At 29.4% G+C, this 21,489-nt stretch carries 19 protein-coding genes and 4 tRNA genes; 4 read left to right on the top strand and 19 right to left on the bottom strand.

Features of this window, described 5'->3' with window-relative positions; all coding sequences use genetic code 11:
• Positions 1 to 389: 389 nt before the first annotated feature.
• From Q3223_RS13005 to Q3223_RS12980, 6 genes are all read right to left on the bottom strand, one after another.
• Complete coding sequence (locus tag Q3223_RS13005) at positions 390 to 917, bottom strand: cysteine hydrolase family protein (RefSeq protein WP_219674267.1); 528 nt, start codon at positions 915 to 917, stop codon at positions 390 to 392.
• Positions 918 to 1,190: 273 nt separating this feature from the next.
• Positions 1,191 to 2,045: an acetyl-CoA hydrolase gene (locus tag Q3223_RS13000; protein WP_407812077.1), complete on the bottom strand. Its 855-nt coding sequence runs from the start codon at positions 2,043 to 2,045 to the stop codon at positions 1,191 to 1,193.
• 31 nt (positions 2,046 to 2,076) lie between these two features.
• Positions 2,077 to 2,589, bottom strand: coding sequence for a DUF1097 domain-containing protein (locus tag Q3223_RS12995; RefSeq protein WP_074179484.1), 513 nt, complete (start codon positions 2,587 to 2,589; stop codon positions 2,077 to 2,079).
• Positions 2,582 to 2,791 carry a hypothetical protein gene (locus Q3223_RS12990; protein ID WP_219674269.1) on the bottom strand — a complete coding sequence of 70 codons (210 nt, stop codon included), beginning with the start codon at positions 2,789 to 2,791 and terminating at the stop codon, positions 2,582 to 2,584. The genes Q3223_RS12995 and Q3223_RS12990 overlap by 8 nt, the downstream gene beginning before the upstream one ends.
• Before the next feature lie 48 nt (positions 2,792 to 2,839).
• Entirely contained in the window at positions 2,840 to 3,796 is a 957-nt protein-coding gene (locus Q3223_RS12985) for an NAD(P)H-dependent oxidoreductase (protein WP_219674270.1), read from the bottom strand.
• A gap of 26 nt (positions 3,797 to 3,822) precedes the next feature.
• Complete coding sequence (locus Q3223_RS12980) at positions 3,823 to 5,211, bottom strand: LVIVD repeat-containing protein (protein ID WP_407812076.1); 1,389 nt, start codon at positions 5,209 to 5,211, stop codon at positions 3,823 to 3,825.
• A gap of 270 nt (positions 5,212 to 5,481) precedes the next feature.
• Here Q3223_RS12980 and Q3223_RS12975 point away from each other — a divergent pair, with 270 nt between their 5' ends.
• Complete coding sequence (locus tag Q3223_RS12975; protein ID WP_407812075.1) at positions 5,482 to 6,363, top strand: LysR family transcriptional regulator; 882 nt, start codon at positions 5,482 to 5,484, stop codon at positions 6,361 to 6,363.
• Between the two features lie 107 nt (positions 6,364 to 6,470).
• Here the strand turns inward: Q3223_RS12975 and Q3223_RS12970 are convergent, their stop codons facing one another.
• Entirely contained in the window at positions 6,471 to 7,364 is an 894-nt protein-coding gene (locus Q3223_RS12970; RefSeq protein ID WP_074179473.1) for an AraC family transcriptional regulator, read from the bottom strand.
• Positions 7,365 to 7,532: 168 nt separating this feature from the next.
• Here Q3223_RS12970 and dpaL point away from each other — a divergent pair, with 168 nt between their 5' ends.
• Positions 7,533 to 8,750, top strand: coding sequence for a diaminopropionate ammonia-lyase (gene dpaL, locus Q3223_RS12965; protein WP_407812090.1), 1,218 nt, complete (start codon positions 7,533 to 7,535; stop codon positions 8,748 to 8,750).
• A gap of 65 nt (positions 8,751 to 8,815) precedes the next feature.
• On the opposite strand, the gene rlmH is transcribed toward dpaL, so the two are convergent.
• The 5 genes from rlmH to Q3223_RS12940 form a co-directional block, all read right to left on the bottom strand.
• On the bottom strand, positions 8,816 to 9,295 hold the full coding sequence (gene rlmH / locus Q3223_RS12960; protein WP_054272067.1) for a 23S rRNA (pseudouridine(1915)-N(3))-methyltransferase RlmH: 480 nt from the start codon (positions 9,293 to 9,295) through the stop codon (positions 8,816 to 8,818).
• Between the two features lie 67 nt (positions 9,296 to 9,362).
• Positions 9,363 to 11,462, bottom strand: a complete 2,100-nt coding sequence (locus tag Q3223_RS12955) for an EAL domain-containing protein (RefSeq protein ID WP_054272068.1) — start codon at positions 11,460 to 11,462, stop codon at positions 9,363 to 9,365.
• Between the two features lie 12 nt (positions 11,463 to 11,474).
• A complete protein-coding gene (locus Q3223_RS12950) occupies positions 11,475 to 12,272 on the bottom strand; it encodes an MBL fold metallo-hydrolase (RefSeq protein WP_021386601.1) in 798 nt (265 codons plus the stop codon).
• A gap of 137 nt (positions 12,273 to 12,409) precedes the next feature.
• Positions 12,410 to 12,874, bottom strand: a complete 465-nt coding sequence (locus tag Q3223_RS12945) for a GyrI-like domain-containing protein (protein WP_054272069.1) — start codon at positions 12,872 to 12,874, stop codon at positions 12,410 to 12,412.
• Positions 12,875 to 13,606: 732 nt separating this feature from the next.
• Positions 13,607 to 15,070 (bottom strand): M1 family metallopeptidase, encoded by a 1,464-nt coding sequence (locus Q3223_RS12940; protein WP_054272070.1) that lies wholly within the window; start codon positions 15,068 to 15,070, stop codon positions 13,607 to 13,609.
• Positions 15,071 to 15,194: 124 nt separating this feature from the next.
• Between Q3223_RS12940 and Q3223_RS12935 the strand changes: the two genes are divergently transcribed.
• Together Q3223_RS12935 and Q3223_RS12930 are read left to right on the top strand one after the other, a co-directional pair.
• Positions 15,195 to 16,253, top strand: coding sequence for a DnaD domain protein (locus Q3223_RS12935; protein WP_054272071.1), 1,059 nt, complete (start codon positions 15,195 to 15,197; stop codon positions 16,251 to 16,253).
• Positions 16,254 to 16,261: 8 nt separating this feature from the next.
• On the top strand, positions 16,262 to 17,254 hold the full coding sequence (locus Q3223_RS12930; protein WP_167640163.1) for an ATP-binding protein: 993 nt from the start codon (positions 16,262 to 16,264) through the stop codon (positions 17,252 to 17,254).
• A gap of 348 nt (positions 17,255 to 17,602) precedes the next feature.
• Here the strand turns inward: Q3223_RS12930 and Q3223_RS12925 are convergent.
• The 7 genes from Q3223_RS12925 to dnaB all read right to left on the bottom strand — a co-directional run bounded on the left by Q3223_RS12925 (position 17,603) and on the right by dnaB (position 21,484).
• Positions 17,603 to 17,677, bottom strand: a tRNA-Thr gene (locus Q3223_RS12925).
• A gap of 32 nt (positions 17,678 to 17,709) precedes the next feature.
• Positions 17,710 to 17,785: transfer RNA gene (locus Q3223_RS12920), tRNA-Val, on the bottom strand.
• Between the two features lie 4 nt (positions 17,786 to 17,789).
• A tRNA-Glu gene (locus Q3223_RS12915) sits at positions 17,790 to 17,864 on the bottom strand.
• Between the two features lie 4 nt (positions 17,865 to 17,868).
• Positions 17,869 to 17,944 (bottom strand) — tRNA-Lys (locus Q3223_RS12910).
• 327 nt (positions 17,945 to 18,271) lie between these two features.
• Complete coding sequence (locus tag Q3223_RS12905) at positions 18,272 to 19,561, bottom strand: adenylosuccinate synthase (protein WP_074179470.1); 1,290 nt, start codon at positions 19,559 to 19,561, stop codon at positions 18,272 to 18,274.
• A gap of 81 nt (positions 19,562 to 19,642) precedes the next feature.
• Entirely contained in the window at positions 19,643 to 19,951 is a 309-nt protein-coding gene (locus Q3223_RS12900; protein WP_231301228.1) for a hypothetical protein, read from the bottom strand.
• Between the two features lie 204 nt (positions 19,952 to 20,155).
• Entirely contained in the window at positions 20,156 to 21,484 is a 1,329-nt protein-coding gene (gene dnaB / locus Q3223_RS12895; RefSeq protein ID WP_054272075.1) for a replicative DNA helicase, read from the bottom strand.
• Positions 21,485 to 21,489: the final 5 nt, after the last annotated feature.

Below are 21,489 nucleotides of genomic sequence, written 5' to 3'. Positions count from 1 at the left end.
TGTTTTCAATTTCATTTAAGTATAACTTTTGTTTTAGATTGAGACAAAAATTATACTTATCTAAAATAGATACTGTAGTACAATTGTAGATTTTATAAATAAAAAAGGTTTCTTTAGTAAAGAAACACAAGAAAAGTGATTTAAATAATAAAAATCATATTAACTTTTAATAAATTGTTCCACCTAAAAAAGCACATTAATTTAAAATAAAATTGATGTGCCTTATTTTACTTGTACCATTCTAATACATTAGATTTGTTTATTAATTTGTACTCTAGTATCATTTTTCTGAAATTAATTTATCTAAATACAAGATTCAGTAACTTATACCTCTTATGACTTTAATATTTTAAAACCAAGTAGGTTAAATTTTCTTTATTATAAATAGTCTATATTTGTTTCATTCTTTTAAGTGTTTCGTCCAGTGAAATGCATTCTGCGTATCTCCCATTCCATATGAATTCATTGTAGTATTTATATGATTGTTCTGCTGACATAAATAAATTATCAACAGTTGTATTTGAATAAGCTGGAACTATCATATTAAAACCATGCTCAAATCCACATTTTATAGTTGCATCAATACAATAATCTGTTTGAAGTCCAACAACAATTATATCTTTTTCACCCTTATTTGTTAAGTATTCTAATAGACCCGTTTCCTTAAAAGCACTGTTTACTTTTTTATCAAATATTTTTTCTTTATTGTATGGTTTAAATTTTTCATATATCTCAAAGCCATCTTTACTCTTAGTCAACTCATTTTCAGTCCCATCATCATGGCGTACATATATTACTTCTATGTTACTTTTTCTAGCTATATCAATTAAGCTTTTTACATTTGCTACAAAACTATTAAAATTATATAACTTTTCGTTTGTTATTAGTTTTTGTGTATCAACTACCAATAAAATCATATTTACTCCTCCTTAGATGTTATTTTAAAATTTCTTTATATTTTACCATAAAAAGTGAATACAATATTATTGAGTTTTTCTTTGTAAAAATTCTACTAATATAAATCTAGGCATACCTGAGTAAACATAGTATTCACAATCTTTTGGTATTTTGTAGACATAAAAATATTCCCTTTATGATAGCAGTTTTATTATTTCAACTCTCTATCATAAAAGGAATGTCTTAATCTTTAAATACACCATAAACACTTTTTAATAAATATCTTATAATTTTTATCTCATTGGAATATATCCACGATACTGTGAATATGCATCCATCGTTGCTATATCACCTAAAAATACTGATGCGATATTGAATTGTGGCTTTAGATATGGAAACTCCTCTTCTTGTGCCCATGCTGGTTTTTTAATAAATGATTTTGCATCTTCAACTACAGCTTTATACCACTCTTCTTCTCCTTCAAACCATAGTTCTACTACACGGTCAAATGCAGTTGCTCCATAGTTAATCATGATTTTACTGCTTACAAAGCGATTAACATAGCAACAGTTTGTAAAGTATGGAACTATCTCATCATAAAACCATTTTTCTCCTTCTTCTTTAGAAATACCATCTGGATACTTAATCATAAATTGCCAACGATAGTTTGGTCCATCTTGTACAGTACGTCCTTTTCCTCTAAAGTCTTCTTCCCAGTTTATTGGAACAAAAGCAAATATAAATGGTGGACATCCATTATCTCCACCTACTGCACGTCCTGCATCTCCACTTTCTGCATTTTCATGAACCCTTTTATTTTCTACATCTGGTATACACCCTTGCCAACGTAGAACATCCATAGGCATATATTCTGTCATAATTCTATTTGCCATCTCAGGCATATGTTCATCTACAAGCCAATAATGTTCTGTTAGTTGCATCTTACGTGCACCAAAACGCTCACCTTCATTTGGTGTAGGATATGCTTGATAAAAGGCATATTTAGTACAATATGGTCCAAAAGTGCTAATACTATCTGGAATATGGTGACGATATAACCAGTCCATTAGCTTAGGTCTATATTCTTCCTTGGCAAGTCCTACATATATTAAACTTCTCATTATTTTAAATTCAAAACCCATAGCCATTCTCCTATAATCAAAGTATATTCACATGCTTTCAATTTCCCTTTTTCCTATCTTTACTCAAAATATATATTGTAAACAAATCTACACCTGCACCCACGTACCATACTCCTACTGCCATAGCTACAGCAATTTGAATACAAATATCTTGTAAATTAATAATATTTTCACCTGTCATAATAGTTAGACCTATAGCCCAGCCACAAAGCCATGATGGTAAGAAAAGTATTTTTTCAAATAAAGATGCGATTATAACTGCAAAAAATCCTAATATACTAAGTGTTAAAAATAATTCTAGGTTTTGATTGAAGTTTATATGTTCCATAATTAAAATTGCCAATACTGCCCACAAATCTCCACACCAAAAACCAAACATTATTTTTAATCCATCTTTTTGTTTATTGCCATTGGTTACATATAATCCTGCACAAATTAATGCTACAGCTCCAGTCTTTATCCCTATGTAAGGTGCTAACACTGCCCATAAAGGAGGTAATAAAGCAATCCCTATGGACAGTGTTAATATTTCTTTTTTCTTTCTATCCATTTTCCATATTGTAATTAGCATATTCTCTAGATTGCCTTATCTCTACCAACCTAGTTGCTACTGGATTTACAATCGTAGATACTACAAAATAAATTAAGTATAGTGGCATTATTAGTGCTACAACTGACCTTATAAAGACTATAGGGATACTTCTTACTGTATTAACAAATACAATTTGTCTAAAACTTGATTTCTTTTTCATATAACAGGCCTCCTATAACACTCCTTAAAAAGAACCTTTATATTTCAATTATTCTCCTAATGAAACTTCAACTTGCTTTTCTTTAATCAATGGTTCTATAAAATTATAAGCTACTTTTCTTTCTTTAAATTCTGTTGTTTTACGAACTTCTGCATAATGACCTTCCATTCTTTTAATATCATCACCATGTATAAACTTACCTGGTAAAGTGTCATGAGCATGTCCTAATTGCTCTTTTGGAAAACTAAATATAGTTTTTCCACTTGTTGTATCTAATTCTCCAACTATGCCACATAGAGCACATATTGACTTTTTAGTACCTGGTTCAAGGTAGAATAGCCTATTATGGCAATGCGGACAGACTCCTTCTTCTCCTTGGTATGAAGCTTTTTCGAAATCTTTTGCTGCTTCAACTATATTTATCCCTATTTGACTAACTTGAGCAAGTTTTTCATCATTCATGACTAGTTCCTTTGCCCATGGAAACCAAGCATTATCTATCACTTTCCACATTGGTATTAGGGCTAACATAGCATGTTCACATTGAACTCTTGTCCCCCAGTCTGAACCACCTATTCCCATAAATGATACTACTTTATCTTTAAGTATTCTTGGGTCTGGAATTTTTCCCCCCGTAGCTTCTGCAACTTTTGTTCCTATAATATTATTTCCCTTGTCTACTCTTGGCCCAAAACGGTCCATTATAGTATGAAATAATCCTGATGCTCCTTCTTCGAATATTGGGTCTGAGAATACTATCCCATCTGCGTCTTTTATTTTATCAAGTAACCATTCAAAGTCATCTTTTAGTATACACATACTACCTTTTCCAGATAATAAAGTCTTAACACATGCACAACACCCAGTGCAATGTTTAATATTAAGAGATGACATTTGAATAAATTCTACTTCAGCTCCAACTTCTTGAGCTCCTTTAAGTGCTACTTTACACATTGTGTCATTATTTCCATTTTTCGTTCCAAAAGAAATACCTAATATTTTCATATTTAACTCTCCCTCTTTAGTGTTTATTAATCTTCTTTCATTTTTAATATATAGAACCCATCATCTAGAGCATCTATAATGATGTATCCTCTATCATCAACAATAATATCTTCTGTTACTGCTAAACGTGGTCCAGGGAATCCTGGGAAATAAGACTCTTCTGGTGCTTTATTTGGATTTGGTGGTATAAAATATGCTAATTCTTTGATATAATATGGGTCTGATACATCGTAAACTCTTAAACCTGCATGGAAATAACAGCAATACACTCTATCTTCTCTTTGCTCTAACCATGGCTTATTATCCATTGGTTCGTGAAGGTTATGTGGTCCAAATGGTCCTGGTTTTCCTAGCCCTGCAACATTAAAATTAGGATAAGGAAAATCTTTTGGTACTTCAGGATATGGAAACTGAGCAATTAATGTCGGTTTTGTTGGATTGCTAACATCAACCATATGTATATTATTCATAGCTTGGACATCTGTAATATTCTCTGGTTTAAAAAACTGAAAACGTTCTCCTTCGTTTTGAACAACAACCAAATCCCTTCCTGGTAATGGTAGTGCTGTATGCGTTCTTGCTCCTGCAAGTCTGCTAGAAAACGCAGGCATAAATGGTAATTCGCCCAAACATCTTGGTCTTGTTAAATCCTCAACATCTAACACAACTAAACCGGCTCCTCCATAACCACAATAGGCTTTTTTATTTCTTACAAATGGAGGTCCATGAAGCCATCCTTTATCCATAAATTCTGGACAATGAGGCGCTCCTGGATCAAATGTTCTATTTGGATATCCATCTGCATATTGGTCTGGTCTCCACCACTTACCTATTTCTACTGGATTAGTTGGGTCTATTATATCTATAATTCTATAAATCATTCCTTCAAATCCAACACAGTCACTTGATAAGTGTACATATCTTCCACCATTATACATAAATCTATGAACACCCATTACATGCTTTAATCCACAATCCCAATATCCTAAAAACTTAGGATTTAGAGGGTCCTCTTTTAAACTATATATTCTAATTCCTGCTTCACACTTAATACTTTCTAATTTAGCTTGGTCAACAAGTGCTCCTGGACCACTTCCACAACTCATGGCTACTATCATTAAATCATCTGCTATTTGAATTTTTGGAGTTGTTGTTGTAGGATATTCTTTTGGATCTAACACTTGAAAGTGTTTAATAAATTCTGGATTATAAGGATTTGTAATGTCACTAATCATTACTCCATTCTTTTTACTTCCCCCGAAACAACACCCATATAAATAATATTTCTCGTCTCTTTTATAAAGCGCCATTTGAAACATTCCACAAGTTCCATCTAAGTTGTTAAAGGAACAAACTTCAAGGTTTTTGATATGCCCGTTATTACCTTCACCTTTTGCATAAAATTTATCTTCCATTTTTTCTCCTTTCTTATCTAGGTTATTATCAATTGATATACTTTCATTTTATGGGATAAACTCAGTCAAATCCAATATCGTTTTTATGGGAATATATAAGTTATTCTTATTAATAAATTTATAAAATTTAATGTAAATGCACATTTAAACATATATTTTTATACAAATATTTTCTAATATTATTTAAAAGTAAGTTTCCTTATACTATAATAAGTTTTAATTATATAACTAATGTTTACAAGCAAGATAAGTTTAAAAAGGGGTGATTCTTTGAATACTAAACAATTGGAATATTTTATATCTGTAGCAGAAAATTTAAGTTTTACCAAAACAGCAGAAAAATTTTATATTTCTCAAACTGCTGTTACACAACAAATTAAAGCCTTAGAAGAACAGATACATGTAACTCTGTTTACAAGAAGCAAACGACACGTTGAGCTAACTCCAGCCGGAAAAGTTTTTTTATCTGAGGCACGCACTATAATAAAAAATATCAATGATGCTATTGCAAAAACACAAAAGTTTGCAAATGGTTTTTTTGGAACATTAAGCATTGGAATTTTAATCGGATATGAAAAAAACAAACTTCAGCAATATTTAAAAGAATTTTCTCATACATACCCTAACATATCTATGGAACTCTGTACTAACGAGATGACTGAGCTTTTAAACTTAGTGAAAAATAATTTTATGGACCTTGCTTTTGTTATTAACCCAGAAAATCAGCCATTAAAAGGTTTTGAATATAAAACTGTAGCAAGATATTCTTTAGTTGCCCTTTTACCTCCTGGACATCCTCTTTATAATAAAGAGTGTATCGATTTAATTGAGTTACAACATGAGAAATTTATTTTTGTAAAGGAGACAGGAGATGAATATGGTCAAAAATCTATGATACAAGATAGATATCGTGAAGCAGGATTTGTACCTAATGTGGTACAACGTTCAAATAATCTCAATACTATTGAATCTCTAGTAGCCTCTAATATGGGTGTATCCATATTACCTTCATTTTGTGCTGTAGGTAATATGATAGAACATGATATTTCAATTGTTCCTATAAAGGAAGTACAGAATAGAATTGAAGTTGTAGTTGTATGGAATAAAAACAATACAAACCCAGCATTAGAAAAATTTATTTCTATAATATAAAATTAATTAATATTGATTATAAAAATAGCATTAGCCATTTTTCATGGTTAATGCTATTTTTTATTCTTTATTTTTTAAACTTTATTCTATATAAAAATAATATCTTATTAAAAACTGGTCTTTTGTCTTCTATAAATAGACGGCGATACTCCTGTTTTCATTTTAAATTTTTCAATAAAATAACTAGTACTACCAAATCCACACTGATAAGCTATATCTGAAATCGAATCATTAGTTGAAATTAATAAATTTGAGCTAGCTACCAAGCGGTAATTAATAATATATTCAAAAATAGTGCAATTCATATATTTTTTAAATTCACGACAACAAGTACTTTTAGATAAATTAACTTCTTTTGCTAAATCATTAAGTTCGATTTTCTCCATATAATGGTCACATATATAGCCAATTATATTTCTTATATGCAAACTATTATTTCTAGCATTATCATTAGGAAATGATACAAAATAAGATTTTATTAAAATATTCCATACTTCTATTAATAATATAAATATATGTAATTCAAATCCCATTTCCTTTTTATTATACTCTTCATAAATTTTAAAGATATTGTTTAGTATAACCGATTTCCAGTCAATATCATTTTTCAAAATACAATAATTAATTCTAGAATTATCTATATAAGGTTGTATATATTTTATATTTATGAGACTTCCTGCAAAGCTAGATATAAAGTCTGAATTAAAAACTACACTTATATAAGAGCAATCACTTCCTTTATAATTTTTTGCCTGATGTAATTGCCTTGCATTTATGAATATCCCTTCTCCTTCAGATAAAATTATTGAATCTCCATCAACATTAAAATTAATATTACCTTTTGTTACAATACAAAATTGTAACTCTTCATGCCAGTGCCAATCAATATACCCCAAAATATTTTCACTTATTTTAGTCTTATAGACTGTAATTGGAAATTCAAATGAACCTTGTTGTGTTACTTCTTTTTTATTTTTATTAGTAACAATATTATCCTTCACAAATCTAGTCTCCTTTTGCTAATTTCGATTTTTTTTAATCATACACAACTTGATAATATAACGATATTTATTGCCTATATTATTATATATTTTTTGCTAATTAGTCAATATAATTATAATTAAGAAATAAATAATAAATAATTTTAGGAGATAAAAACTATGAGAAATATAAAAGATATCAAATATATACAAAATGAAAAGGCAAGAAATTTACACAAATCTAAAGTAAGTGTAGACTTTATTAACAAAGAACAAATAGAAAAAATTAGAAACTTCCATAAAAGCTTTTCAGAGTATAAAGTAACTCCTCTTCACAGTTTAAGTGAATTAGCTAATGAATTAGGTATTAGTAATATCTGGCTAAAAGATGAGTCATATAGATTTGGACTTAATGCATTTAAAAGTCTTGGTGGTTCATATGCGGTTGGAAAATATATAGCAAAAAAATTAAATATGGATATTTCTAATCTTTCTTTTGAAATGCTAAATAGTAAAAATATAAAAGAAAGGCTTGGAGACTTAACTTTTGTAACAGCCACTGATGGAAATCATGGAAGAGGGATTGCTTGGTTTGCAAATCAAATTGGACAAAAATCAGTAGTATTTATGCCAAAAGGGTCTTCTGAGATAAGATTAAATAATATTAGAAAAGAAGGTGCAGAAGCATCTATAACAGACTTAAATTATGATGATGCAGTAAGATTAGCTACTAAATATGCTGATGAAAATAATGGTGTTATAATACAAGATACTGCTTGGGATGGTTATGAAGAAATTCCAACTTGGATTATGCAAGGATATGTTACTCTTATCGATGAAGCTATAGAGCAAATAAATTCTTTAGATAATGGAATGCCTACTCATGTATTCCTTCAGGCGGGGGTTGGCTCTTTTGCTGGAACTGTACAAGGATATCTAGAATATGTATTTGGCAATAATAGACCAATAACTACTATAGTTGAACCAAATGAAGCAGCATGTATATTTAAATCAGCAGAAATAAATGACCAAAAACCACATGCTGTTACAGGTTTTATGGAAACTATAATGGCAGGGCTTAATTGTGGTGAACCTAACACTATAGGTTGGAATATTTTAAGAGATTATTCTGATATGTATATTTCTTGCCCTGATTATGTAGCTGCAAGAGCAATGAGAATACTTGCTAACCCACTAAAGGGAGACCCTAAGGTTGTATCTGGAGAATCTGGTGCGGTAGGTTTAGGGATTTTAAGTTTGATTTTAGAGGAAGATGGATTAAAAGAAATAGCTGATAAGCTAAACATAAATAAAGATTCAAAAATACTTGTTATAAGTACAGAGGGTGATACTGATCCTGAAAATTATAAAAGAATAGTGTGGGATGGCGCTTATACATCAATTTAATAAAGTAAGGTAGATTAGGTATTCATTACCTTATCTACCTTACTTTATTGATTCTGTTATATCACTTACTTGTGATACGGTTCTCCATTATTTATCCTATATGCTCTATAAATCTGCTCTAACAATATCAACCTCATCATCTGATGAGGAAAAGTCATCCTAGAAAAAGATAACCTATAATCAGCTCTTCCTAGGACTTCATCAGAAAGCCCTAGAGAACCTCCAATTATAAAACAGAGACTACTATTACCTCTAACTGCTAAATCACTCATAGTCTTAGCAAGCTCCTCAGAAGACAAATTCTTTCCATCAATGGCTAAAGCTATAACATAACTATTGTGCTTTATCTTCCCTAAAATTTTCTTACCTTCTTTATCTTTTATAATTTCCATTTCCTTAGCACTCAAATTTTCTGGAGCTTTCTCATCGTCCAACTCTATAATTTCCAACTTACAGTACTTAGAAAGTCTTTTTTTAAACTCATCAATACCTAATTTTAAATATTTCTCTTTAATTTTACCTACCACAACTATACTTATATTCATATGTTTCTCCTAAACTTAATTTTGCTACACATTTATATCCTAATATAATCTATAAACTCTTATAAAATTATCTCACTCTTTCTTGATTTGCATACTCTATAAACTCTTCAAAAGTTACAGCTTTGCTATAATAATATCCTTGATATATCTCACATCCTAATCCATATAGCTTATCTCTTTGACTCAAATTTTCAACATATTCAACAACTATGTCAAACTCCAAATTTTTTGAAAGATTTACAATAGACATTATAATTTCACTACTTCTTTTATTTGTAAGTATCTCTTTAACTAACGAACCATCCAATTTAACTATATCAAAATTATTATTTTGAAGATATATGAGTGAGCTATGACCCATACCAAAATCATCCATAATTAGCTTTATTCCCAAGTTATGTATCGCATTGATACGTTCTATAATTATTTGCGAACCTGATAATGCAACCTGTTCTGTAATTTCTATACCTAACATATTAGGATTTATATCATTCCTATTAATGATATTTTTTATTTGCTCTGGTAATTTAGGGTCATCAAGTTGGTCTGGAGATATATTTACAGAGAATTTAACAGGATTTCTCAATAACTTCTCACTCTTCTTTAAGTCAATACATGCTTTATCAATAATATACTCTCCAAGCTCATCTAAGAACCCTTCTTCTTTAGCCAAAATTATAACTAATGGTGGATAAATGAATCCTCCTATTGAATGTTTCCATCTAAGTAATCCTTCTGCTCCTACAACAATTCCATTATAATTGACTTGAGGTTGATAAAAAAGTTCTATCTCTCCTCTTTTCATGGCGAACTTTAAATCTGAAGCTAACATTTTTGAAATTGACCCTATTTTACCACTGTAATTTAAAAGATTTGGCTGTTCACCTGTTAACTCATACCTTTTTACTAAATTTGTTAAGTTTTCTATATTATTTTTAAACATATATGTATATCTATTTTGCGACATCTTTATAAATGGTATATAAATCATAACCCCAATACATAGATTAAACAATTGTAACATACTTCCTCTTATAGAGCCTGTAGCCATATAACCACTTAAAAATATAGGCGATGTCCATTCTACAGGAGAAACTGTACATGGAACAAACCCTATAGACATAGCTATATAACTTGTAATAGTCAAGATTATAGGCGTAATTACAAAAGGTACAAACATAATATGGTTAAAAACAATTGGTATTCCGAAAACTAACATCTCATTTATATTAAAAAGAGCTGGTATGGAAGCAATTTTGGCTAGCTTTCTTACATTTATACGTTTTTCACTAAGAAAAATCGCAATTACTAGACATAGCAAAGAACCGCATCCACCCAACAAGACCATTGTATCAAAAAAAGTCTTAGTAAAGATTTCTGTTGGCAATTGATTATTATTAACTAAATTGATATTAATTGCCATACTATTTTCAAATAAACTTTTTGCAACTGTATCTAGAACATTACTCCCATGAATTCCAAAAAACCACATAAAATGCATCAAGAAAATAAATAATAAGGCACTCATGAGATTTCTTCCCATTTTGCTAAATACATTTGAAAATAAATCGTAAAATATATCTTGAAAGTTTGAACTACCAATTAAACTTATCATTATTACTCTAAAAATAGAAAATAAAAATACTACAATTATAAATGGAACTATAGCTGAGACTACCATATTAAAGTCTGCATCTGCTCCCTCTGTATGAAACTTTACACTTGTGACAAAAGATTCTGTAAGTTTTACAAACAATACAGATGATGTCATAGCGACAATAATAGCCGTAAATAGCCACTTTGTGTTAAATACTTCTATATAATTAAGTTCATTGCCACTTGAAAACACTAAAAAAGAGCACATTGCAACTATAGGAACAAGTACTGTATACTTGCTCCCATATATTTTCCCATAACTATAACTTATTGTTAATAATATTATTAATGAAATTATTCCTAAAGTAGAGCCATTTATAAAGTTAAGAATCTTTGTGATTTCTCCATTAAATAAATTTGATAAACATTCTTGATACGCCCTTATTGGAAGATTTAAAATGACAAGAGCAGTTGAGCCAGTCATAATAGCAGGTATGGCTAAAATCATTCCTTGCTTTATAGAATATAAAATTTTATTATCTTCAACATTTTCGAAATTTCTTTTTAGCAAAGTTATTCACCTCTACTTCATTTCATAAACATTAGAAACATCATTTCGTGATAGTACATCTAGCTTCACATCTTGTCCAACTACTATATCATTTGATGCTAATACTCCTTTTGAAGTCTCATATGCCAATTCTGGAAAATTATTTTCTTTACTTAAGTGAGCTAATAATATAGATTCTGTACCTTCATTAATCAGCTCAACACAGAAATTAGCAGCATCTTCATTAGATAAATGTCCAGTGTTTGACATTACTCTTTTCTTTAAAGCATATGTATATGAACCCATCATAAGCATATTAGGGTCATAATTTGATTCTAATACTACTAACTTAGATTTATATAGATGTTTTTTTATATTTTGAGTTATACATCCTATATCAGTAGCTATAGATATCTTTTCATCACTCTCTGTATAGAAATTATATCCAACTGGGTCAGATGCATCATGTTCTATTGAAAAAGGTCTCACTATAATATCTCCTAGTGAATAAGTTTTATCATTTTCAAAAACTTTCATATTTTTATCTTTGACATCTCCTAACTTATCCTTCATAGAACACCATGTCTTTATATTAGCAAATATTGGTATATCAAACTTTCTTGATAATATACCTGCCCCTTTTATGTGGTCAACATGTTCATGTGTTATAAATATTCCTTTTAATTTATCTGCATCTACATCAATGTCTTTAAGACCTGTAGTTATTCTCTTTCCACTTAACCCTGCATCTACTAGTATATTAGTATTTTTATACCCTATATAATGGCAGTTTCCACTACTGCCACTTCCAACTGAACAATACTTTAGCATTCCTTCACCTCTTTTTCTGCCTTATAAATTATATTATACCAAAAAAACAGGAGTTGTCTCGAAATTGATTTTTTCCAATCAAATTTTAAGTTCAACTCCTGTTTTAAATTTTCATGTTTTATTTTTGATACTTCATATTAACGAATAGGCAACATCATTTTAGTCAATAGTTCATTTGTTGGGCGATTTGGTGTATTTAAGTATTGATAATAAATTTCTCCAAGCATTTCATAGGGGCTACTCTGTACCCATGCAAACAATTCTTCTAATGTAGGGTCTTGCAAAATATAATCACCTTGGTCAATTGCAGTAACTATCTTTTGTGCAGGTATTTCTATACCCTGAATATCATCTACGCCTTCCATCTTAGTTGCAGTAGGAAAGCCTATTTCAATATTTAAGTTTTCTAAGTCCATATTGTGAAAGCAGACAATAGGTGCTCCTGCTACAAAAGTATTTTTACTTTTTATATAGTCCATGATTTTGGCATATCCTTCAGCAGAAAACTCTTGAAATTCAACCATGAAGTTAATTGTTTTCTTTATTACTAAAGCATAATATGCACTCTGTTCGACCACAGTAATATCTGTTATTCTTGACATTTCATTTCCTCCAATAAGTTTATTTTATATTTATAGTTAACATGATATCATCTAGCATATATTGTGGCTTGTCCTACAATGCTCTTTTCAAGCCCCAAAGTAATATTTATTAAATTGCATAAGCATATTTGAATACTATATACAATGTTTTCAATATGCAAACCATAAAGCAAGTTACTTTAAAAAGATATTATAAATTGCTAGGAATATTAACTCTATATTCTATAAGACATTATATATAAATAGTTTATTGTATAGCTATCTTTAATACGTTATAATTTTCCTAACATTCCAGTGCAGAGGATAGTTTACAATTAAAATCAAAGGAGGTAATTATGTATAGAGTAAGTCAGTTTTCTAAAATATCTGGTTTAACTGTAAAAGCTCTACACTATTACGATAAATAAGATATCTTAGAGCCATCATTTAGAAATGAAGAAAATCAGTATAGATACTATGATGATGAAAAAAATTTTGGAATAGTACAAGTCATATAAACTCTGCTAAATAAAAAACTATTGTTGTAGCTATAAGGTAAATATGCACTCAAATAAAGTATAATGATATAATACTTATTTTGAAACAACAATTAGACATGATACTTTTCTTTTTTTAAGAACAATTCTCCTGTAGACTAGAGGTTCTTAAGAACCTCCATTTCTATTTTTCTGTTCTTTACATAAAAAAGGAAATGCTCCAAATTCTTATTTTGAAACATTCCCTATACAAAATTTACTTGTATTCACTTATAATCTTATTTATATCTACCCCTTTATTGCTCCATATCTCCACAAAAGCCCTTCCATTAGCATTTTTATGTTTATATTTATTATAGTATTCATTTAAAGTCTCAAAGAATACTTTATCACCAACTTCTTTTCTCACTTCATTAAACGCTATTGCACCTTTTGTATAAACATTCAAGCTATATTCAGTAGAATTTTTATACTCATTTGCTGGTTTAAATATATTCTCACTCAAATAACTCTTTGTCTGTATCTCCATAGTTTTTAGAAGTTTATTTGCCATCTCTTTACCATATTTTTGCTCAAAATACACTATTGTAGAATATTCAGTAAGTGCTTCATCTAACCAAGGTTCACTTATTTCATCATTTCCAACAGCAGAATACCACCATTGATGTGCTGTCTCATGGGCAATAACATATTCAAGTAGAAATTCATTTTTCTCATTATATAAGCTTTGGTCTATCATAACGAGCATAGGATATTCCATCCCACCTATAAAAAAGTCACTCGCTACGACAGAGTATTCTTTATATGGATATTTCCCAAATAATTCACTAAATATATCTATTGAATCTTTTGCCACTTCAGTTGCTTTTTTAGAAAGTTTTTTATTTAAATTGTATGTATTAATTGCTATTCCTTTTGAATCTACCTTAGTCACATCAAATTTACTACTTAATATAAATGCGAAATCCCTAACACTTTCAGCTTCTATTTCATATAGCATCTTTTTATTGTCATGTTTGTCATTAATAAGTTTTCCTGTGTGAGCAATCTTATACTTATTTGGAATTAATAGTTTCACATGAAAATCGCTAGTCTCACTATAGAATGGGTCACCAATTGTTTCATAACTCTTTAGATTCCAACCTCTTTCATCATTAACACAAACTATAGGAAACCAGTTAGTAACGTTTATAGTATTTTCCCCATATCCAAATCTTCCAACTGAATTTGGTATTTTTACATTATATTTTATATCTAATGATATTCTTTCATTCGGTTTTAATTCTTTCCCTAATTCTATTTCTAATATATCATTTTTATCCCCTTTAATCTTATACTCCATTTTACTATTCCTATTTAATATATTCTTTATATCTATGTACCCTTCATTAAACCCATTAGGATAAGCTTTTGTCATTTCCTCTTTTTCAAAAGGAGCAAACTCTTTTTTTGAAAAAGCATTTGGATATATATGAAAATATATTTTATCCATGTTTGATTTTGTATTATTTATGTACTCAACATTCTGATTACACATTAGCCTCTTCGTTTCATCATCAAATATAACATCCATATTATATTGATTTATCTTTGAATTAGTTTTTTCTTTATACGCTTCTAAACTGTCATCCTTTTCTATAAAGCAACCTATTATTAATACCATAAATAAAATTGCTACTGATAATGTTCTTCTTACTTTTTGGTTGAATTTTATAACCAAAATATCTCCTCCCTTTCAAAATGAATCTTTCTAGAAAATATTTACATGCTAATCTTGCGACCTTTTATTTGTTTACAGACAAATATAATATAAAAAATGATATAATTTAATCTGAGGTGATAAAATGTTTTTCAAAGAAAGCAATGAAATAGATTTAGGTGAAATCACTATTCCCAATATCTTTATAGATATATTTATGCCAATGGCGGACGGGTTATACGTAAAAGTTTATCTTTTAGGCTATAGACAAGCATGTGATATTACTTCTAATCCTAAGTTCGACAATAATTCAATAGCCAAAAACCTAAATATACCTTTGTCTGATGTGTTATCTGCTTGGAAATTTTGGGAGGAAAAGAAGATTATAAAAATACATGACAATGGAGAATATGATAATTTTAATTATTCAATAGAATTTTTAGATTTAAAAAATTTCTATATTGAGAATATATTAGGTAATAATTCATCTATAAAATCTAATACAGACCAAGTTGTATCTACTTCTGAAAATCCAAGTATTAGAAAAATGTTCAATTCCATAAATAAAATAGTTGGCCGCTATCTCGACCCAAGTGAAAAGATAAGTATCATGGATATAATGAATAAATACAATATGAGTCCTGATATGATACTTTGTGCTTATGAATATGTAAAAGATAAAACTGGTACATCAAAACCAGTTAAATACATTGAGGGTATTATCAGGAATTGGTATGATTCAAATTTATATACACCAAAAGATGTTGAAGATAGCTTTTTAGTTAGAAGTGAAAGATATATTTTATACAAAACTATTTTCAATGAATTAGGATTTTCAAGACAACCATCAAAGTCAGAAAAAGAACTTATGGACACTTGGTTTGATAAATTTGGTATGGATATGGACTTAATAATAAATGCTTGCTCTAAATCTAAAAATATTTCAAACCCAAGTATATCTTATATAAATGGTATAATTAAAAATTGGAATGAAAAAAATATAAAAAATTTAAATGATTTAAAGCAAAAAGAGGAAGAACGTATAGTTAAGGAGAATATTAATAAGAAGCAGATTAATACTACTCAAAACAACAATACTTACAAGAAAACTAAGTTTCATAATTTCAATGAGACATTCACTCAGTATACATCTGATGAACTCGATGAGATTATTAAAAAAAGTCAAAAAGAAAAGTTTAAGTAGGTGATTAAATGAATGAAGATAAAATAAGAAAAATACTTGCTAAATATGATAAGAGAAGAGATAATAGTGAACTCTTATTAGAACATAGAAAAAATGAGGTATATAATAGAATTCCTGAAATAAAATCTATAGATGATGAGATTTCTAAAATAGGCCTTAGTCTAGCTAAAATAGTACTTTTAAATCCTAAATCTAAAGATGAGATTGTAAATAAATCTAAAAATACTATAGAATCTTTAAAAGTAAAGAAGGAGGAACTTTTAGCTGAGAATAATATCCCTCTTGATTACTTAGAAATAAAGTTTCAATGTACTTCTTGTAAAGATAAAGGTTTTTTACCTAATGGGGAAAAATGCTCTTGCCTTAAACAAGAAATTGTAAATGAAGCTTATAAAATGTCTAATTTAGACAGGATTTTAAGTCAGGAAAATTTTTCGAATTTTAACTTGAATATATTTTCTCCTAAGAAAGGCTCTGATGGAGAAATATCTCCTAGAGAAAATATGCTAAATAATTTAAGTGTCTGCGAAAATTTTGTTCATGCTTTCAAGGAAGATAATGATGAAAATCTACTGTTTTATGGTTCTACTGGACTGGGAAAAACATATATGTGCAATTGTATTGCAAAGGAATTATTGGACAAAGGAAATGTTGTAATTTATCAAACTTCTTTTAGAATATTAGATATTCTCGAAGACTATAAATTTAGAAGAGACACAAATAATCCGATAAGTGAAGATAATTATAAAAACTTGTTTGATTGTGATTTATTAATAATAGATGACCTTGGTACTGAACTTAATAACTCTTTTACTAGTGGAGAAATCTTCAACATTGTAAACACAAGACTTGTTACTGGTAAAAAAATTATTATCTCAACCAACTTAACACCATCCCAAATAGGAAATACTTATACTCAAAGAACTCTTTCTAGAATTTTAGACAAATTTAGGATTTTAGAATTTACTGGTGATGATTTGAGATGGGAAAGATTTAAATAAAGTAGCCCTTAAAAAACATTTTTTTATTTTTAAATAGAGAGGTAAGACAAACTTGCTTCTCTGTTTAAAACTTATACTAAAGAAACTAATCTCTCTACTATAAGTACATTTCTAAAGTATCTTTAATACATCTAATTCTTTATATTACTTATAATTTATCAATATTATAAACTTAGCAGATTATATAATACTATTCTAAAAATACTCTAAATTTTAATCTTATAAATTATATCCTTACAAATAACTTAATACTTTATTGTAATTAAATTTAATTTTTCAATCAAAAAAAGATACTTAAAAGTATCCTATAACGTAGAAAATTATATTAATTTGAATTTATGTACTTTGTGGAGCTGGTGATAGGAATCGAACCTACAACCTGCTGATTACAAGTCAGCTGCTCTACCGTTGAGCCACACCAGCATATAATCTAGTATTTATCTCTAATTCAAAAATGGTGGGACTAACAGGGATCGAACCTGTGACCCCCTGCTTGTAAGGCAGGTGCTCTCCCAGCTGAGCTATAGTCCCATACTGGTGACTCGTAGGGGAATTGAACCCCTGTTACCGCCGTGAAAGGGCGGTGTCTTAACCTCTTGACCAACGAGCCATTTTGGTGATCTATCCGCGACTCGAACGCGGGACACCCTGATTAAAAGTCAGGTGCTCTACCGACTGAGCTAATAGACCACATTTTTTTCGACTTTTTTCGTCGTTTCTTTCACTCACAAGTTATATTATAACTGCTGTACAATTTTTAGTCAATAGTTTTTTTATTTTTTTTAGCATATAATTATAATCCTTTTGAACTACTTATTTTCAACAAGCATTTTAAATAAAATATGTAATTAGAATACAGAAATTCAACTTTAATCACACATAGAACATACATAAATAATTTTAACTGAATAAAGACTTAATACAAATCTAACACAAAAGAGTATCTCTAATAACTATAATCATTATCTTAAGATACTCTTTCCTTATTATTCACAATTTAAATTGTTTAATAAAATATTAAGCAAATATATTTTTTCTTATTATTGTTTGAGCTCTATTAGGCCCAACAGAAACCATGTCTACACTTACTCCGACCAACTCTTCTATTTTAGCTATATATTTCTTTGCATTTTCTGGAAGATTATCAAAATTATCTACTTGAGTTATATCTTCATTCCATCCATCTAATTCTTCATATATAGGTTCACATTTTGCTAAGTCGTCTAATGATGCAGGGAAATCTGTTATTATTTTATCACCCATCTTATAAGATGTACAAACTTTTATCTTATCAAATCCAGTTAAAACATCTAGTAACATAAATGAGATACTAGTTAAACCATTAACCCTAGCTGCATACTTAACTATAACTGCATCAAACCATCCACATCTTCTGGGTCTACCAGTAGTTACTCCAAATTCATGACCTTGCTCTCTTATTTTGTCACCAGTTTCATTTATTTGTTCTGTAACAAATGGACCTTCTCCAACTCTTGTAGTATATGCTTTTACTATCCCAACAACATCTTTTATCATGTTTGGTCCTATACCTGCACCAATTGCAAATCCACCAGATGTTGGGTGAGAAGATGTAACAAATGGATATGTTCCTAAATCTAAATCTAATAAAGTACCTTGTGCTCCTTCAAATAATACTTTTTTACCTGCTCTCACTGCATCATATACAATAACTGATGTATCTGCAACGTATTTTCTTATTTGTTCTGCATATCCGATATATTCATTATATATTGTTTCAAAATCAAATAATTCTTCTTTTCCATATATATTCTTAACTATTTCATTTTTAGCATCTATCTGAGCTTTTAATTTTATAGCAAATTTTTCCTTGTCCATTAAATCACAGATTCTTATTCCAGATCTCTCTGTTTTATCCATATAGCAAGGTCCAATACCTTTTTTTGTTGTACCTATCTTTAAGTCGCCTCTGGCTTCTTCTGACAATGCATCTAGTTCTTTATGATATGGGAATATGACATGGGCTCTATCGCTTATTTTTATATTTTCTGTATTTATATTATCCGCTTTAAACATTTCCAATTCTTCTAAAAATCCTTTAGGGTCAAATACTATACCATTTCCTATTATATTCACTGTTTTTGGATTTAATACTCCAGATGGAATTAAATGTAGTGCATACTTCTTACCTTCTACAACTAATGTATGTCCTGCATTATTTCCACCTTGTCCTCTTACTACTACATCTGCTTGAGTAGCAAGATAATCTATAACTTTACCTTTACCTTCATCTCCCCATTGAGAACCAACAATTGCAACTGTTTTCATGTAATTCACCTCTATATTTTATATACTCTCGAACGCTTTACTTATTTATTCTATCAAACATTCGTATTTTTTTCAACTTTTTTAGCGTTCTCCAATATTTAACAGATATTTTTCTATTTTTGAAAATTCATTTTTCTCTATGATTTCTTTTTCATAGTTTATAACTTTTTCCATAAATTTATCCACATCTAGAAGTTTTTCTAACTTACATATGTTAGTTATATTTCCAAAGTTTGTGTTAGTCATATTTATATAATATTGACTATCCACAATACTAGCATAGACAACAATTGATTCCTTTAGGTTATTATCAATTACTCTAAATAAGTTTATTTCATCAAGTACTTTAATTATATTGGGATATATACACGTTAAGCTTATTTTTTCCATATTATTCCTCCTAATAATTAATATTTATACACAGATAAAGCAAGCTAAAAGCTTGCTTTATCTACTTATTCACACTTATCAACAGGCCATCTGTGGATACTGTGGATAATTTTTTAGCTATATTTCAAGGTTTAGACATATTTAGTGACATGTATCCACATTTTTCCTGTAGAAAGAAAGGATGTTCTGTGGATATTCGTTAGATTATAGGTCTCTCAACTTATCCCCAAATCGTTGAACTTCACCAAGCCAAACTAGTTCTACAGAACCAGTTTCACCATGTCTATTTTTTGCTATTATTACTTCTCCTATATTTTTACTCTCAGAATCAGCATGATAATATTCATCCCTATATAAAAACATGACTATATCTGCATCCTGTTCTATTGCTCCAGATTCTCTTAAGTCAGATAACATTGGTCTATGGTCTGCTCTTTGTTCTGGTGCACGTGATAACTGAGATAATGCCACAACAGGACAGTTCAATTCTTTTGCTAGTATCTTTAGTGACCTTGATATTTTAGATATTTCTTGTTGTCTGCTTTCGTTATTACCTTCTCCTTCCATAAGTTGAAGATAATCAATAAGCACTAAATCTAGACCTTTTTCTATCTTTAACTTTCTACACTTTGACCTTAATTCTGATATTTTTATACCAGGTGTATCATCTATGTGTATTTTCGCATCTGACAACACTGCCATAGCATCTATAATTCTAGGCCAGTCATTATCATTAAGTGTTCCAGTCTTTATCTTTTTTAATTCTACACTAGACTGTGAAGATAACATACGTTGTACTAATTGTTCTTTAGACATCTCTAGACTAAACACAGCTACAGATGCATCACCTTTTAAGGCGGCATTTTGTACTAAGTTTAAAGAAAAAGCAGTTTTACCCATTGCTGGTCTGGCTGCAATTAATATTAAATCAGTCCTTTGAAGACCATTTATTTTTTTATTTAAATCTTTAAAACCAGTAGTTATGCCAGTTACATCACTCTTATTAGTGTATAATTTTTCTATCATATCATAGGCGTCCATCAAAACTAAGTTTATAGATTTAAAATCATCACTAGTTTTCTCCTGTGATATATCAAATATGCTCTTTTCAGCTTGTTCTAAAACATCTTCAATTTTAGTTGCTCCACTATATCCTAGATTTATTATTTCATTAGAAGCTTTTATAAGCTTTCTAAGCACAGACTTCTCTTTTACTATGTCAGCATAGTATTTTACATTTGAAGTCGTAGGTACTATAGTAGAAAGACTTGTAATATAACTGATTCCTCCAATATCATTAAGATGCCCTTGTTTTCTTAGTTCTTCTGTCAGTGTTATCAAGTCTATAGGCTCACCTTTATTACTTAAAGTTATCATACATTCATATATTATTTTGTGAGCCTCTTTATAGAAATCATTAGGCTTTATAGTTTCTGTAACTGTTATTATAGCATCTTTATCTAGAAGTATAGAACCCAATATTGATTGTTCTGATTCTACACTATGAGGAGGAATTCTCGTCATATCTTCCATCTTTA

The organism is Clostridioides sp. GD02367 (assembly GCF_045900275.1).
Lineage (GTDB): Bacteria > Bacillota > Clostridia > Peptostreptococcales > Peptostreptococcaceae > Clostridioides > Clostridioides difficile_A.
The sequence above is the reverse complement of the archived record's forward strand: the minus strand, read 5'-3'. Positions and strand labels throughout refer to the sequence as shown.

Coding starts and splice junctions, on each gene's coding strand:
- Q3223_RS12930 (WP_167640163.1), top strand. CDS start 16,262: ATGAATGAAGATAAAATAAGAAAAATACTTGCTAAATATGATAAGAGA.
- Q3223_RS12980 (WP_407812076.1), bottom strand. CDS start 5,211: ATGGAAGATAAATTTTATGCAAAAGGTGAAGGTAATAACGGGCATATC.
- Q3223_RS12945 (WP_054272069.1), bottom strand. CDS start 12,874: ATGTCAAGAATAACAGATATTACTGTGGTCGAACAGAGTGCATATTAT.
- Q3223_RS12905 (WP_074179470.1), bottom strand. CDS start 19,561: ATGAAAACAGTTGCAATTGTTGGTTCTCAATGGGGAGATGAAGGTAAA.
- Q3223_RS12985 (WP_219674270.1), bottom strand. CDS start 3,796: ATGAAAATATTAGGTATTTCTTTTGGAACGAAAAATGGAAATAATGAC.
- Q3223_RS12995 (WP_074179484.1), bottom strand. CDS start 2,589: ATGGATAGAAAGAAAAAAGAAATATTAACACTGTCCATAGGGATTGCT.
- Q3223_RS13005 (WP_219674267.1), bottom strand. CDS start 917: ATGATTTTATTGGTAGTTGATACACAAAAACTAATAACAAACGAAAAG.
- Q3223_RS12990 (WP_219674269.1), bottom strand. CDS start 2,791: ATGAAAAAGAAATCAAGTTTTAGACAAATTGTATTTGTTAATACAGTA.
- Q3223_RS13000 (WP_407812077.1), bottom strand. CDS start 2,045: ATGGCTATGGGTTTTGAATTTAAAATAATGAGAAGTTTAATATATGTA.
- Q3223_RS12900 (WP_231301228.1), bottom strand. CDS start 19,951: ATGGAAAAAATAAGCTTAACGTGTATATATCCCAATATAATTAAAGTA.
- dnaB (WP_054272075.1), bottom strand. CDS start 21,484: ATGGAAGATATGACGAGAATTCCTCCTCATAGTGTAGAATCAGAACAA.
- Q3223_RS12935 (WP_054272071.1), top strand. CDS start 15,195: ATGTTTTTCAAAGAAAGCAATGAAATAGATTTAGGTGAAATCACTATT.
- rlmH (WP_054272067.1), bottom strand. CDS start 9,295: ATGAATATAAGTATAGTTGTGGTAGGTAAAATTAAAGAGAAATATTTA.
- Q3223_RS12950 (WP_021386601.1), bottom strand. CDS start 12,272: ATGCTAAAGTATTGTTCAGTTGGAAGTGGCAGTAGTGGAAACTGCCAT.